The 15206-nt window shown below is 40.7% G+C and carries 11 protein-coding genes, 9 tRNA genes, 2 rRNA genes and 1 pseudogene; 11 read left to right on the top strand and 12 right to left on the bottom strand.

The features are described from left to right. Genes CORI_RS03335 through CORI_RS03300 form a run of 8 tightly spaced genes read right to left on the bottom strand, consistent with a single transcriptional unit; the run spans window position 1 to window position 5713 of the window. Window positions 1-711, bottom strand: coding sequence for a zinc ribbon domain-containing protein (locus CORI_RS03335; RefSeq protein WP_173030795.1), 711 nt, complete (start codon window positions 709-711; stop codon window positions 1-3). Window positions 712-726: 15 nt separating this feature from the next. Continuing rightward, window positions 727-1455, bottom strand: coding sequence for a Nif3-like dinuclear metal center hexameric protein (locus tag CORI_RS03330; protein ID WP_173030794.1), 729 nt, complete (start codon window positions 1453-1455; stop codon window positions 727-729). Beyond that, entirely contained in the window at window positions 1456-2328 is an 873-nt protein-coding gene (gene glyQ, locus CORI_RS03325; protein ID WP_170019156.1) for a glycine--tRNA ligase subunit alpha, read from the bottom strand. Between the two features lie 2 nt (window positions 2329-2330). Further along, window positions 2331-2759 carry a GyrI-like domain-containing protein gene (locus CORI_RS03320; RefSeq protein ID WP_173030793.1) on the bottom strand — a complete coding sequence of 143 codons (429 nt, stop codon included), beginning with the start codon at window positions 2757-2759 and terminating at the stop codon, window positions 2331-2333. After that, complete coding sequence (locus CORI_RS03315) at window positions 2759-3229, bottom strand: DUF3972 domain-containing protein (protein ID WP_173030792.1); 471 nt, start codon at window positions 3227-3229, stop codon at window positions 2759-2761. Before CORI_RS03315 ends, CORI_RS03320 begins: the two co-directional genes overlap by 1 nt. 11 nt (window positions 3230-3240) lie before the next feature. Next, window positions 3241-3738 carry a 5-(carboxyamino)imidazole ribonucleotide mutase gene (gene purE, locus CORI_RS03310; RefSeq protein WP_170019159.1) on the bottom strand — a complete coding sequence of 166 codons (498 nt, stop codon included), beginning with the start codon at window positions 3736-3738 and terminating at the stop codon, window positions 3241-3243. Then, complete coding sequence (locus tag CORI_RS03305; RefSeq protein WP_173030791.1) at window positions 3735-4994, bottom strand: peptidase U32 family protein; 1260 nt, start codon at window positions 4992-4994, stop codon at window positions 3735-3737. Before CORI_RS03305 ends, purE begins: the two co-directional genes overlap by 4 nt. Next, a complete protein-coding gene (locus CORI_RS03300) occupies window positions 4991-5713 on the bottom strand; it encodes a chemotaxis protein (protein ID WP_173030790.1) in 723 nt (240 codons plus the stop codon). The genes CORI_RS03305 and CORI_RS03300 overlap by 4 nt, the downstream gene beginning before the upstream one ends. A gap of 136 nt (window positions 5714-5849) precedes the next feature. On the opposite strand from CORI_RS03300, the gene CORI_RS03295 reads away from it, so the two are divergent. The 11 genes from CORI_RS03295 to CORI_RS03245 all read left to right on the top strand — a co-directional run bounded on the left by CORI_RS03295 (window position 5850) and on the right by CORI_RS03245 (window position 9352). Further along, complete coding sequence (locus CORI_RS03295; RefSeq protein ID WP_173031921.1) at window positions 5850-6629, top strand: histidinol-phosphatase; 780 nt, start codon at window positions 5850-5852, stop codon at window positions 6627-6629. An 88-nt stretch (window positions 6630-6717) separates the two neighbouring features. Next, a complete protein-coding gene (glnA, locus tag CORI_RS03290; protein WP_173030789.1) occupies window positions 6718-8148 on the top strand; it encodes a type I glutamate--ammonia ligase in 1431 nt (476 codons plus the stop codon). 377 nt (window positions 8149-8525) lie between these two features. Next, window positions 8526-8601 (top strand) — tRNA-Lys (locus CORI_RS03285). 5 nt (window positions 8602-8606) lie between these two features. Further along, window positions 8607-8682, top strand: a tRNA-Val gene (locus CORI_RS03280). 12 nt (window positions 8683-8694) lie between these two features. Further along, window positions 8695-8771: transfer RNA gene (locus CORI_RS03275), tRNA-Asp, on the top strand. 16 nt (window positions 8772-8787) lie between these two features. Beyond that, window positions 8788-8863, top strand: a tRNA-Lys gene (locus CORI_RS03270). A gap of 18 nt (window positions 8864-8881) precedes the next feature. Continuing rightward, a tRNA-Glu gene (locus CORI_RS03265) sits at window positions 8882-8957 on the top strand. A 39-nt stretch (window positions 8958-8996) separates the two neighbouring features. Then, window positions 8997-9072 (top strand) — tRNA-Val (locus CORI_RS03260). A gap of 12 nt (window positions 9073-9084) precedes the next feature. Then, a tRNA-Asp gene (locus CORI_RS03255) sits at window positions 9085-9161 on the top strand. Window positions 9162-9180: 19 nt separating this feature from the next. Continuing rightward, window positions 9181-9256 (top strand) — tRNA-Lys (locus CORI_RS03250). Window positions 9257-9277: 21 nt separating this feature from the next. Continuing rightward, a tRNA-Glu gene (locus CORI_RS03245) sits at window positions 9278-9352 on the top strand. A gap of 438 nt (window positions 9353-9790) precedes the next feature. On the opposite strand, the gene CORI_RS03240 is transcribed toward CORI_RS03245, so the two are convergent. From CORI_RS03240 to CORI_RS03225, 4 genes and pseudogenes are all read right to left on the bottom strand, one after another. Continuing rightward, a complete protein-coding gene (locus CORI_RS03240; RefSeq protein WP_173030788.1) occupies window positions 9791-10174 on the bottom strand; it encodes a class I SAM-dependent methyltransferase family protein in 384 nt (127 codons plus the stop codon). 356 nt (window positions 10175-10530) lie between these two features. Then, a pseudogene (locus CORI_RS10680) lies at window positions 10531-10737 on the bottom strand (ComEA family DNA-binding protein); the annotation flags it as partial. A 536-nt stretch (window positions 10738-11273) separates the two neighbouring features. Then, a 5S ribosomal RNA gene (rrf, locus tag CORI_RS03230) occupies window positions 11274-11393 on the bottom strand. 175 nt (window positions 11394-11568) lie between these two features. Next, window positions 11569-14718: ribosomal RNA gene (locus CORI_RS03225) — 23S ribosomal RNA — on the bottom strand. Window positions 14719-15206 lie beyond the last annotated feature (488 nt).

The raw sequence follows: 15206 nt of genomic DNA, 5'->3' as shown, positions 1-15206 counted from the left end.
CTATTCAGCCGTCTCTTTATATAAAATTCTTCCGCAATGCGGGCAAGTAACGACATCTTCGCCCTTTATAACCGCAGAATACGTTTTATCATTTATCTGCATGAAACAGCCATAGCATGCTTGTTTTTTTACAGGTACTACGGCGGTATTGTGAGCCCACTTACGAATTTTCTCGTAAAATGTAAGAATTTTTTGATTCATATCGCCGATTAATTTATCTTTTTTTGCATAAATTTCAGCTCTTTCTTTTTCTATCGCACTTACCTCTTGAGCGATGTCGGCTTCAATTTTTTGCAGGCTTGTTGTAAGCTCGGCGCTTTTAGCCTCAAGCTCGGTTTTTAGATCGTTTTTATTTGCGATTATCTTTTCAAGCCTTTCAATCTCCTCATTCGCAGCCTCAAGTTGCTCTCTGGCAAGCTCATCTTCAAGCTGAAGAGCCTTTATCTCTTTTTCGGTCTTTGCTGCTGAGCTTTTCTTTGAGACATCTTTGATCTTGGCGGAAAATTCAGCGATATGAGAGTTGGTTTGTGATTTTTGAGATTTTAACTCGGCTACGGCTTCGTCAATATTTGAAATTTGCTCGGCAATACCTGCTTGCTCATCTTTTGTAGCTCTTAAAACACGCTCGACTTTTTCTAGTCTAGGTCCAAATCCGTCAATCTCTTTATCGATTTGGGCAAGATCGACAAGCTGCTCTAAATATTTATTCATAACTTTCCTTTTTGTTTAGCGGTATACAAATGGGTTTTTTGAGTTAGTTATTATAATGAAAACTCCCAAATTTTGCAAATATTTTGCCAAGGATTCCCCAAAATAGCGCTCTGTTTCAAAATGCCCTATGTCTATCAAATTTAGTCCGTTCATCTTGGCTTCAAGCGCTTGATGATATTTAAAGTCCCCGCTCAAAAATGCGTCGGCTTTAACTTTTGACATCAGATCTCCGCCGCTTCCAGTGCAAAGTGCAAGACGGCGAATTCTATTTTCGTTAGTAGTTTTTGCAACTCTTAAAGTTTGCAGGCTAAATTTATCCTTTATAAAATCACAAAGCTCATCAAAGCTGAAATTCACATCCATATAAAGCAAAAATTCATCTTTTTCATACTCTTTAAAGCCCAAAATTTCGCTTGCTACATATTCGTTTAGATGGCTTAAATCGTAATTCGTATGAAGGCTTATTAATGAAATTTCTTTTTTTATCATCTGCGTTATGAGCGAGCTTGGATAAAGGCTTGAATTTATGCTTTTTAACCCTTTAAATATCAGCGGATGATGGGTAATGATAAGCGAATTTGGCTTAACTTCACTCAAAAGCTCAAAATCAATATCAAGGCTTAGATAAATTTGATTCACTTCATCATGAGGCGAGCCGATTATAAGTCCGCTATTATCCCAGCTCTCTTGATTTTCAAACGGGCTTAGCTCATTTAAAAATTTATAAATTTCAGCTATTTTCATTTACGAATTCGCCTCTTGCTCATCTATGCTAGCCTTGTAAGTTAGAGCACACTCTTTAGCCAGCTCGCGAATTTTCAGGATATAGTCTTGTCTTTGAGTTACGGAAATCGCTCCACGCGCGTCAAGCACATTAAAAGTATGCGCCGCAAGCATACAATAATCATAAGCAGGAAGTGAAATTTTAGCCTCCAGGCAGTTTTTGCACTCGTTAAAGGCGTTTTCAAACTGATTAAAAAGCATCTTCGTATCGGCAACTTCGAAGTTATATTTACTCCACTCATACTCGCCTTGCTTATGCACATCGCCGTAAGTTACGACATTGCCGCCATTATCGTCCCAAACGATGTCATATACGCTATCAACATCTTGCAGATACATAGCAAGGCGTTCAAGCCCGTATGTTATCTCGGCACTTACTAGATCGCAAGTGATGCCGCCCACCTGCTGAAAATACGTAAATTGCGTCACTTCCATACCGTCAAGCCAAACTTCCCAACCAAGTCCCCATGCGCCAAGTGTTGGACTCTCCCAGTTGTCTTCCACGAAGCGGATATCGTGCTTTTTAAGATCAAAACCAAGTTTTTCAAGGCTTTTTAGATAAAGCTCTTGGATGTTTTCAGGGCTTGGTTTGATTAAAACTTGAAATTGATAGTACGCTCCCAAGCGGTTTGGATTCTCTCCGTATCTACCGTCGGTCGGACGGCGAGACGGCGCTACATAAGCTGTCGCCCAAGGCTTTTTGCCAAGACTTCTTAAAAATGTCGCTTGATGGTATGTTCCTGCACCTGCGGGCATATCGTATGGCTGAAGTATCACACAGCCAAGCTCTTGCCAGTAGTTTTGCAGTGTTAAAATAATTTGTGAAAATGTCATTTTTATCCTTGCTTTATAGATACATAAATTTCTATTTTGTCTTTTAAATACTTTTCAAAGTCCGTCACGTAGGCTCTTTTTAAATTTGAGCTTTCAAAAAACTCCCAAATTTCACGCCAGAGCTCTATCACGGCTTTCTCATTAGCGCCATCTTTGCTAAATACGGCATATTTGCCCGCTTTTACAGTCACTTTTTCATAAACTCCGCGCGGCGAGCCTTTAGTGCCCACAAGCAAAGAGTAAGAGCCGTTTACATCGCTTTCATACTCATGATAAACAGCGCAAATTTCATCTGTTCCGTTATAGCTGGAGTTTAAAAACTCTCTCCATAGATCAGCTATTCTACCCTCGCCGTTCATCTCGCTAGCGTTATCTGTGCGAATTTTTAGTCCGCAAATTTCAAAGCTTTCTTTTAACTCTACTATTTGCACTAACTATCCTTGAAGTTTTCTACAGCCTTATTCCACATTAGCTTATATTTACGCTTTAAGAACTCAATCTCTTCATTAGCCTTTTTAAGCTGCTCGTTAAGCGTATCTATCGTCTTTCTATCCTCATCGTAAAGCTCTTGCATCGAATAAAGCGCCTCTTTTAAAAATTTATTCTCATTTCTTAAAGCCTCAAGCGTTTCATCCTTAGCATCAAGAACCTTTTCGTGCAAATTTAAGATAGTGCCTATTGTCTTTTCAACGAAACTAAATCCCTCGCTTGGCTTGCTTGTTATACTTAAATTCGCACTTACGCTTGGAACTACGCTCATCGTGCCTTCATTTGCCTCTATGTAAATTTTGCCGTCTTGCTCTTTTGTATTTAGCACTCCGCGCTTTATCATGCCTTCTATCACTTCATGATCCAAATGCACGAGCTTGCAAAATTCATCAATGCTTAAATAAGTCTGCATTTTTGCTCCTTTTACGCGAGTAAGACCTCCACTTTTTTCGAGTCTTCCTCGACCGCTTTTGCTTTAGCGTCTCTATCTGCTCTTAATCTCTCATCAAGCGAGCTATCATTAAGCGCTAAAATTTGAAGCGCAAGATAGGCCGCATTTACCGCTCCGGCCTTGCCGATGGCGACAGTTCCTACCGGCATGCCCGCAGGCATTTGCACCGTAGAATAAAGCGCATCAACACCGCTTAATGAGCTTCCGCCCATCGGTATGCCGATAACGGGGCGAGTTGTATTTGCAGCGATCGCTCCTGCCAAGTGAGCCGCCATGCCTGCTGCTGCGATAAATACCTGAGCTCCTCTGCTTTCCGCGCTTGATACATATTCACTGGTTCTCTTTGGGCTTCTATGTGCCGAAGAGATGATAAGCTCGTAGCTTACTTCAAATTTTTCTAAAACTTTCGCCGCTTCATTTACTATCTCATAATCACTCTTGCTTCCCATTATAATCGAAACAAATTTCATCTTATCTCCTCTCTCAAAAAGCTAAATTCAGGTAACTTCACGCCTAAATTCACCTCATTTTCATTTCCGCTATGAATTTCGCTCATCTCTTTGCCTTTTTTTGTGATGAGTTTCTTAAATTCTATAAATTTTTTGCCATCTTTGGAGTAAATTTTACAAATTTCATTATCCGCTTCGCTTGCGTCTTTGCCGATTGGCATTACAAGCTCGTAAGGTCTGTTTAAAACTATCTTAAATTTGCACTTAAAGAACTCCCCGTCCTCGCTTATGGCATTTACCTGATGAGTGCCCTCTTCTAGGCTGCTGAAGTGATTTTGCGTACTTGGTCTTTCAAAGGGTCTATGCACTAAGTATCCGTCGGTAAAGCCACGATTTTTAAGCGTATTTAGCTCCGCGTCATAAATTTGCGCGTCAAATTTACCCGCCACAGCATCATCTATCGCCATTTTATATGCTCTTGCGGTACAAGCCGCGTAGTATTCGCTTTTGGTGCGCCCTTCTATCTTAAAGCTATCGACAACACCTGATTTTATGATCTCCTCAACGTGAGCAGCAAGCTTTAAATCCTTTGAATTCATGATGTGCGTGCCGTTTTCATCCTCTTCAAGGCGAAATAGCACTCCGCTTTCATCGTTTTTGGCGTAAAGCTCGTATTTAAAGCGACAGTCATTCGCGCAGCTTCCGCGATTTGCCATGCGACCGCTTTGCACTGAGCTTACCAAACAGCGCCCCGAATACGCAAAGCACATCGAGCCGTGCACGAAAATTTCGATATCAAGAGTAGAGATTGCCTCTTTTATCTTGATCACGTCTTTTAAATTCATCTCGCGCGCTACGACTATACGCTTTGCGCCCATGTCATGATAAATTTTAGCGTCCAAGAAATTTAGCACGTTTGCCTGCGTAGAGAGGTGAACCTCTATATCAGGCGCTATCTCTTTAGCTAGGCTCATAACGCCGGGGGTTGCGATGATAAAAGCATCCGGTTTCATCGCTGAAATCGTCTTTAAATGGCGCTTTAAAGGCTCTATTTGCGAGTTAAAAGGAAAGGCATTGACGGTAGCGTAAAATTTCTTGCCCTTTGAATGAGTATAATCTATCGCCTCTTCAAAGGTTTGCAAGTTAAATTCTCTAGCCGAGCGGGTTCTAAGCGAGAAACTGGCTACACTTGCATATACGGCGTCCGCTCCGTATTCAAGCGCGATTTTTAGTTTGGTTAAATTTCCTGCAGGACTTAATAACTCGGGTCTTTTCACTTCTTACCCAAACTTTCGATCAAGGCTTCGATATCATCATTACTTACCAAATTTTCAGTAGTAGTATCGCCCGCGATATGTACCGCAGATCCTACGCGCTTTTCATCATCGATCTTGCCCTCAAACAGGCTGCTCATATACTTGCTAAGTGCACGCATAACGTTTATAACGCGCTCTATCTTTTGGCGGTGGATATCTTGATACTGCATCATATCCATAGTCATCATCACTTCATCTTCACCCATTTGGATATTTCCAAGCACGTCCTCGGCGCTATTTTTAAGCTCGTTGTTTTTATCAAGAGCGTCTTTAAATGCGGCTACGTTAGGAAATTTATCATTTAGCTTCGTAAAAATTTCTATGTTGCTTTCAAGCCCTTTAATGATAGCGTTGCAACCGCTTTCGGCATCCATAAAAAAGTTATTGATCGCATCAAGCTTGTCAAACATCTGAGTGGCTTTTTCTTCGCTATCCTTTGTGACATCGTCAAGCTGATGAACCATCTTGTGATCGTCAGTCGGAGGAGGCGGAGGCCAAGCTACGTTTGCCGATACTCGATATTCACTATAAACTTCTGTATCGCCCAAACTCTTTTCTTCAACTATATCTTTTTTTTTCTCTTCGCTTGATTTTAAAGAAGGCTCATCATCTTTTGTCTCTTCTTCATCAAGTCCGTCAAGTCCGCCTGCCATAAGGGCGTCTAACTCTTCTTGCGTCATAACAACTCCTAATCCAAATTTCGCAAGATTATATTAAAATTTAACGAAATATTAGTTTAAACAAAAAAATTGCCTTTAAATTTAATAAACTTTTGATAGCATTTTGATTGCTATTTATAAAGTAAAAGGAAATTTGATGAAGGTCGATCTGCATAACCACACTCCGCTTTGCAAACACGCAGTAGATGAGCCGCGAGAGTATGTTTTAGAGGCGATTAAATCGGGTTGCTCATATTTTGGATTTTCAGATCACGCTCCGATGAAATTTGACGAAGCTTATAGAATGAGCTTTGACGAGATGGAAATTTACGAGAGAGAAATTCTTAATTTGCAAGATGAATTTAAAGACAAAATCGAAATTTTGCTCGGATATGAGGTTGATTTTTTAGATGGCTTTATGGACGAGCGAGTACTAAATAGAAAAGTTGATTATCTAATCGGCTCGGTGCACTTTATAAACGGTTGGGGCTTTGATAATCCCGAATTCATAGGCGAATACAAAAATAAAGACATAGATAAAATTTGGGAGGATTATTTTTACTGCATAAGCGCACTTGCAAGAAGCGGTAAATTTGACATCGTAGGGCATCTTGATCTTATAAAGGTATTTAAATTTCTTCCGAAAAAAGACGTAAGAACGATAGCCAAAGACGCTCTAAACGCGATTAAAAAGGCAAATTTGGTAGTTGAAATTAACGCCGCAGGGTTTAGAAAACCGGTAACCGAACAGTATCCGTCAAATCTGCTTCTTGAAGAGCTTGCAAATTTAGACATCGCCATAACTTTTGGCTCTGATGCGCACGCAAAAGATCAGATCGGGCTAAACGGGCAAAAATGCGAAGATATCGCTAAGAAATTCGGCTTTAGCAAATGCGCTTGCTTTAAAAGCAGAGATAAATTTACGGTTGAATTTTAAAACGGGTAAAATATAAATATAAAAACAAACTTAAACATTAAAAAATGTGGTAAAATTACGAGATTTAAATCCAAGGAGATATAAGACAATGGGAAAATTTGTGAGGAGTGTCGATCACTTTTTTGAATTTTGCAAAGAAAACGAGGTTAAATTTATAGATTTTAGATACACCGATATGAACGGCGGATGGCACTCTCTTACATACAATGCTAAAGTTATAGAAAAAGACGCTTTTGAGTATGGGATACCTTTTGACGCAAGCTCTACGGGAGGCTGGCAGCCTATAGATAAGTCCGACATGTTACTTAAGCCTGAAGCCCAAAGCGCGTTTTTAGATCCGTTTACGGCCGATATGACTGCGGTTGTCTTTTGCGATATATTTGATATATATAAAAACCAAATGTATGAAAAATGCCCGCGCTCAATAGCTAAAAAAGCTATGGCCTACGTAAAAGAAAGCGGCATGGGAGACGTGGCGTATTTTGGTCCGGAGAACGAATTTTTCGTATTTGATAACGTCAAAATCATCGACAGAGCAAACTGCGCGATGTATGAGGTTGATACCGAAGAGGGCGAATGGAACGATGCAAGAGACTTTGCAGATAGCTACAATACGGGTCATAGACCGCGCACGAAAGGCGGATATCTAGCCACTCAGCCGACAGACAGCATGGTTGATCTGCGCGCGGAGATGGTTCAGGTGCTTGAGCAAGTTGGTCTTGAAACCTTTGTCGTGCATCACGAAGTAGCTCAAGGACAAGGCGAGATAGGTGTCAAATTTGGTACTTTGGTTGAGGCTGCCGACAACGTGCAAATTTACAAATACGTGGTTAAAATGGTAGCTCACCTAAACGGAAAGACGGCTACATTTATGCCAAAACCGCTTTACGGAGACAACGGAAGCGGCATGCACGTACACCAATCAGTCTGGAAAGACGGCAAAAACTTATTCTACGGCAAAGGAAACTACGCAAATTTAAGCGACTTTGCACGCTGGTATATCGGAGGAATTTTACATCACGCAAGAAGCGTGGCGGCATTTACAAACCCGAGCACAAACAGCTATAAGCGCTTAATTCCAGGGTTTGAAGCGCCTTCGATCTTAACTTACTCAAGCCAAAACCGCTCGGCTTCCATCAGAATTCCTTACGGCTCGGGCGAAAAATCAGTAAGAGCGGAAATTCGCTTCCCTGATAGCACCGCTTGTCCGTATTTGGCGTTTTCTGCGATGCTTATGGCAGGACTTGACGGAGTTAAAAAACAAATCGAACCTGTTGGTCCGATGGATGAGAATTTATTCAAACTACACCTTGATGAAATTCGCGAAAGAGGCATAGAACAGTTGCCACACACATTACGCGGTAGCCTTGAGGCGCTTATTCGCGACAACGAATACCTAAGCCCGATAATGAGTGAGCTCTTTATAGACGCGTTTCAGCACTATAAATTTGAAACTCAAGTTTGGCCTTACGAGGCTCGTCCTACGGCTTATGAGTTTAAAACTTGTTACTCGTGCTAGTTGATTAGGCTCGCTTTCATACAGTTTGCTAGCCTTAATTTGATTGGCTTAAATTTTTAAAAGCGATACAAGGGTAAAATCGATCAAAATTTCAAGATTTTGCCCTACTCTTCTTTTTTATCAAAAATCTTTCTGCTTAAGCTTCAAACATCATCTAAATTTTGTAATCCAGCAAGCTTTATCCATGTATCTAAAAATTATTAATACTTGTTTTTATTTTAAGTTCATAGAAATTTCAAGCGCATAATAGTTTAAATTTTAAGATGGTGCCTACAAAATAGACGTGTTTAGCTAAATTTATCTAGCCAAAGACTGCTTAAAAGCTTGACAAATAAGTTCTTTTTGCGTATAATCACAACTTCAATTTTTGAAATCGTGTCTTGTTAGCTCAGTCGGTAGAGCATTTCACTTTTAATGAAGGGGTCGCTGGTTCGAGTCCAGCACAGGACACCATTTTCGGTCGCTTAGCTCAGTTGGTAGAGCGCCACCCTTACAAGGTGGATGTCATAAGTTCGAGTCTTATAGCGACCACCATTTATCTTGGTTGCGGCGGTAGTTCAGTTGGTTAGAATATCGGCCTGTCACGCCGGAGGTCGCGGGTTCGAGCCCCGTCCGCCGCGCCATTTTAAATTTTGCTTTGTCTTGTTAGCTCAGTCGGTAGAGCATTTCACTTTTAATGAAGGGGTCGCTGGTTCGAGTCCAGCACAGGACACCATTATTTTATTAGGGTTGTGACCCTTTCGTCTAGTGGCCCAGGACTCTACTCTCTCAGTGTAGCAACAGAGGTTCAAATCCTCTAAGGGTCGCCATTAAAAAGCTAAAATTTGAGCTTTTTGTTATTTAGTTTCGGTCGCTTAGCTCAGTTGGTAGAGCGCCACCCTTACAAGGTGGATGTCATAAGTTCGAGTCTTATAGCGACCACCATTTATCTTGGTTGCGGCGGTAGTTCAGTTGGTTAGAATATCGGCCTGTCACGCCGGAGGTCGCGGGTTCGAGCCCCGTCCGCCGCGCCATTTTAAAATTCTAGTGTGTGCCTCGTTAGCTCAGCTGGTAGAGCATATCACTCTTAATGATGGGGTCGTAGGTTCGAGCCCTACACGGGGCACCATTTTATCTTTTTATATTTGTTGGCTCATTCGTCTAGCGGTTAGGACACCAGCCTCTCACGTTGGTAACACGAGTTCGAGTCTCGTATGGGTCACCATCTAAATTTTGTATATAAAATTACCGCAAACACTACAAAGCAAGATATGTTTATTTAAATTTCGCAATCAAAATTCATAAAATTTCAAAAGACATATTTTCAAACAGGATACAACAAAAAGATGTAGTCTGCTATCATAAACTCCACAAACGAATTTAGAGTGCTTTTAAGCCTGAAGGTGCGTTTTGTTTATTTGTAAACTGCTCTAAAGTTAAACCTGACTCTATGAAATTTTGCCGCTGCTTACTTGAAGAGGCGAAAAGTAGCTTTCGTATCCAGAGCAGAAAGAGGAAGAAGAGGGATGATCCAAGACATAAAGACTGTAAACTTTTTTCACACCAATAAAACACTTGAAAGATAAACATTGGATTTGATACGTGTAAAATATTGCATAAAATGAAATTCTTTAATCCAAAAGCCCATAAAATCGAACAAATTTCACTCCTTCACTGCGACGCTAACGGTAAATATCCCGTCCTCATCTATCCAGTGGCGGATCTTTTTAAATCCCGCTCTACTAACAAGCTGATCCATCTCGACCACGCTTCGTCTACGCATGATCCACGCTTCGCCGTCTCTATGACTTGAAAGCGCCCTTGCGATCATCTCAAGCTGCGGATGATACGGCTGATTCGTATAGATGAGATATCCGCCCTTACGCACGCTACGCCCAAAGCCTTCAAGAGCTGCTCTTATAAGCGCGTTATCGCTAAATAGCTCAAAAAGTCCCGAAACCACACCGACGCTTGCGAAATTTTCTAAATTTTCATAGCTTGCTTTATGAAAGGCGTTTGCCTCTTCAAATGTAGTGATCCCATACAAACAATACCTTACTCCCCCCCCCTCCCCAAAAACCCTTACTACCCCTTCTTCTCTTTCTTTATTTTTCCGTCTTTACTCTCTTTTGTTTTTTTAGTATCCTTCTTCATACTCTCTTTGGCGTCTTGTATCTTCTCTTTTGCATCCTTAGCCTTATCTGTCTTATCTTCTTTACTCTTAGCCTTCTTTGCCTCTTTCTTTAAGTTATCTTCTTTGTCTTTAACTTTTTTGCTTAGACTGTCTTTAGTATCTTTTACTTTGTCTGCCTGTTTAGTTGTTTTTTCTTTTGTATCTTTTGTTTTAGATACTTTATCTTTTATCTTTTTAGTAGTATTAGCAGGCATTACGCTTTTACCCGATACCGATATATCTTGCTTTAACGCCTCAAATGTCTTATCTCCTATTCCGTTTACATTCTTAATATCATCTATAGAGTTAAACTTATTCATTTTTCTATATTCCATTATAGCCTCAGCCTTGGACTCTCCTATACCCTTTAAGCTCATAAGCTCCTCTTTAGTGGCCGTGTTTAAATTTATCTGAGCAAATGCAGATAGCCAAAGCATAATCAGTGCTAATAGTATATTTTTTACCGTATTCATAGTAAATTCCTTTTTATTAAGATGTTTAAATTTAAGTAGTTAAAATTCTATAACACTATGTTAAAGAAATGATAAATTTATAAATAAGTATAAGCAAATTTATTTTAATCTAAATTTCACAAGAAGCGTCTTAATCTATTAAATTTATGATTGTGTTACTAACAAAGCTTAATAACAGGGAGCTTTACAATTCTATGAAAAAATGAATTAAAAGACGACCATAAAAAAATATGGACTTTTTACAATATCTTTTAATTCGTAAAGTAATCATACAAGCTTAATAAATAAAATAAACAAATAAACTATAGATATAAAGAATAAATACAGAAGTTACTTTGGATAATTGTAAATAAAGCAGATAAATATATAAAGAATTTAAAAACTAATCGGTTTAAATTTAAAAGTATGTAAAAATATAATAAATGTAAAAAATTTTTATCTTTATTGTTAATATTTTTGGATTAGCTGTTTTTGATATGAATTTAGAAGAATAATAACAAAGCCCGCAACGACCTACTTTTCCAAACATCCCAGTAAGGGAGAGTATCATCAGCCAGGACGAGCTTAGCTTCTTGGTTCGAGATGGAGCAAGGCGTTTCCTCGTCTGTATAGTCACGGGCAGTGTTAAATAAAAAATCATTGCAGAGTTTAACCAAGATATTTTTATTTATATCTCAACAACCTGCTTCCTAATTTCTTATTTAACACTGTCTTTTATTTGTTAAGAGTTAAAGCGTTTTAAACAACAATCTTTTCTTGCAAGGTTTACCCTTAACAAGGAAGTGATGCTTATTAAAAGATAAGCAGACGACCTATTAGTACTGGTCAGCTAAAGGACTTTCATCCATTACACACCCAGCCTATCAAACATATAGTCTTTATGAGGTCTTAAAAGAAGATTCATCTTGGAGTTGGCTTCGAGCTTAGATGCTTTCAGCTCTTATCACATCCCAACTTAGCTACCGAGCGGTGCCCTTGGCAGGACAACTCGTACACCAGTGGTTGGTTCAACCCGGTCCTCTCGTACTAGGGTCAACTCTCCTCAATCTTCTTACGCCCACGGCAGATAGGGACCGAACTGTCTCACGACGTTCTGAACCCAGCTCGCGTACCGCTTTAAATGGCGAACAGCCATACCCTTGGGACCTGCTCCAGCCCCAGGATGCGATGAGCCGACATCGAGGTGCCAAACCTCCCCGTCGATGTGAGCTCTTGGGGGAGATCAGCCTGTTATCCCCGGGGTACCTTTTATCCTTTGAGCGATGGCCCTTCCACACAGAACCACCGGATCACTAAGACCGACTTTCGTCTCTGCTTGACATGTACGTCTCGCAGTTAAGCTGGCTTATACCTTTATACTCTACGAACGATTTCCAACCGTTCTGAGCCAACCTTTGTAAGCCTCCGTTACATTTTGGGAGGCGACCGCCCCAGTCAAACTACCCACCAGACATTGTCCTGCATGAGGATAACTCATGCCAGTTAGCTATCAGAATAAAAAAGAGTGGTATCTCAACAACGGCTCACTATAAACTGGCGTTTATAGATCAAAGCCTCCCACCTATCCTGCACATCTTTATCCCAATAGCAGTGTCAAGCTGTAGTAAAGGTCCACGGGGTCTTTCCGTCTTGCCGCGGGTAGGAGGAATTTTCACCTCCACTACAATTTCACTGGATCCCTCTTCGAGACAGCTCCCATCTCGTTACGCCATTCATGCAGGTCGGTATTTAACCGACAAGGAATTTCGCTACCTTAGGACCGTTATAGTTACGGCCGCCGTTTACTCGGGCTTCGATCAAACGCTTCGCAGAGCTAACGTCATCAATTAACCTTCGAGCACCGGGCAGGCGTCACACCCTATACATCCTCTTACGAGTTAGCAGAGTGCTGTGTTTTTGGTAAACAGTCGGGAGGGACTCTTTGTTGTAACCTTCTTTGCTTACGGAGTAAATCCTTAACAAAGCTAGGCACACCTTATACCGAAGATACGGTGCTATTTTGCAGAGTTCCTTGAAGAGAGTTCTTCCACGCGCCTTAGAATACTCATCCCACCCACCTGTGTCGGTTTACGGTACGGGCAACTATTACTAAACTTAGAAACTTTTCTTGGCTCGACAGTATCAAGGATTCAAACGCTGTTCCGAAGAACTTTGTCTGCCTGTGGGGTCTCGGATAAAGAGTTACGGATTTGCCTGTAACTCAACCTACACCTTTCGACCAGCACTTCCATCCGCTGGCTCCTTTAACTCTAAGCGTCCTTCCATCGCACATAATAGTTGGCATTGGAATATTAACCAATTTTCCATCGCATACCCCTTTCGGACTTTGCTTAGGACCCGGCTAACCCTACGATGACGAGCATCGCGTAGGAAACCTTGGGTTTACGGCGTTAATGATTCTCACATTAATTATCGCTACTCATGCCTGCATGCTCACTTCTATCCGCTCCAGCGCTCCTTACCGGTACACCTTCAACGCTGAATAGAACGCTCTCCTACCACTTGCACTTAATTATTCATACTATCAAATTTATACTCTAAATTCTAGTGCTTAACCTGAAATTTAAAAGAACGGATTAAGCAAAGTATTTTCAATGAAACATTTTTGCTTACGCAAAAAGCGCTTCACTTGTTTTGAGATGGATTTAAATGTTGCGATGACATTTTCGATTGAGACTAGCCATATAGGCTGTCGATTAAGAAAATTTCAAGCTCATTTAAATACGCTCAAAAGACGAGCTAGTATAAATGATTAAGTGCAAGTCTAAAGCTTCGGTACTCATTTTAGCCCCGTTATATTTTCCGCGCAGAATCACTAGACCAGTGAGCTATTACGCTTTCTTTAAAGGATGGCTGCTTCTAAGCCAACCTCCTGGTTGTTTCAGTAACTCCACATCGTTTTCCACTTAAATGAGATTTAGGGACCTTAGCTGTTAGTCTGGGTTGTTCCCCTCTCGACGACGGATTTTATCACTCGCCGCCTGACTGCCATGATTACACACTAGGTATTCGGAGTTTGATAGGGTTTGGTACATTGGTGTATGCCCTAGCCCATTCAGTGCTCTACCCCCTAGTGTTACTACATGACGCTATACCTAAATATATTTCGGAGAGAACCAGCTATCACGATGTTTGATTGGCCTTTCACCCCTATCCACAAGTCATCCCATAGCTTTTCAACGCTAGCGGGTTCGGTCCTCCACCGGCTCTTACACCGGTTTCAACCTGCTCATGGATAGATCACATCGTTTCGGGTCTGCAACATCTGACTAAACGCCCTATTAAGACTCGCTTTCGCTACGGCTCCGGGTTTCCTTAACCTCGCCAGACATCACAACTCGCAGGCTCATTATGCAAAAGGCAGTCCATCACCCTGATAAATCATAGGGCTCTGAATGATTGTAAGCAAATGGTTTCAGGTTCTATTTCACTCTGATCACCTCAGTTCTTTTCACCTTTCCCTCACGGTACTTGTGCGCTATCGGTCTAGTAGTAGTATTTAGGGTTGGATAGTGGTCTACCCGGCTTCAGACAGAATATCACGTGTTCCGCCCTACTCAGGATACTGCTAAGTAAAACATCGCTTTCATATACGGGAGTATCACCCTCTATGCTTAAGCTTTCCAGCTTATTCTATTAGCTTTGTTTAGTCTATATTGCAGTCCTACAACCCCGTTAGTAAACTAACGGTTTGCCCTCTTACGCGTTCGCTCGCCGCTACTAGCGTAATCTCGTTTGATTTCTTTTCCTGAGGGTACTAAGATGTTTCAATTCCCCTCGTTCGCTCCATTACGGTAACTGACATCGCTATCAGTTGGGTTGCCCCATTCGGAAATACCCGGATCAAAGCCCCTTGACGGCTCCCCGAGTCTTATCGCAGCCTGGCACGTCCTTCATCGCCTCTACTAGCCAAGGCATCCACCATTTGCTCTTTGCAGCTTACCTTTTATTAGTATATTTCATATTCTAATTCGCATCACTTCCTTGTTAAAGGTAATATAAATAACAAAAATTTAAAATCATATATGAATATATGAAGCAAATTTAAGTTTATTACTAAATTTAAACTCTCATCCCCAAGACGGAAAGCATTAACTGATATATAGATAAGTTTTAACTCTAGATATCTTGTGACGTTAAACTTCTGAATACTGATTATATTCAAGAGATAAGATATTTAAATCTTTAACAAGTCCTGTAAAATTGTTTTATTTAAAACTTGCTTGTGACTCTTAACAATGATAAATAAAAGAACGTTTTAGACTTCTCGCAAGAGCAAAGCTCTTGCTCCGAGCAGGAGTTTCACTCCCTGCACCCACCTAAAGCACACCAACGCTTTAAGCGTTGCCGTATTTATTAGTAGATAGGCTATAATTCAAAGTCTAAAGCAAATATTCATTTTAGAATACTTGATTTAAACTTTGATGTTTAAA

It is taken from the genome of Campylobacter sp. CCUG 57310 (assembly GCF_013201975.1).
Taxonomy (GTDB): domain Bacteria; phylum Campylobacterota; class Campylobacteria; order Campylobacterales; family Campylobacteraceae; genus Campylobacter_A; species Campylobacter_A canis.
The sequence above is the reverse complement of the archived record's forward strand: the minus strand, read 5'-3'. Positions and strand labels throughout refer to the sequence as shown.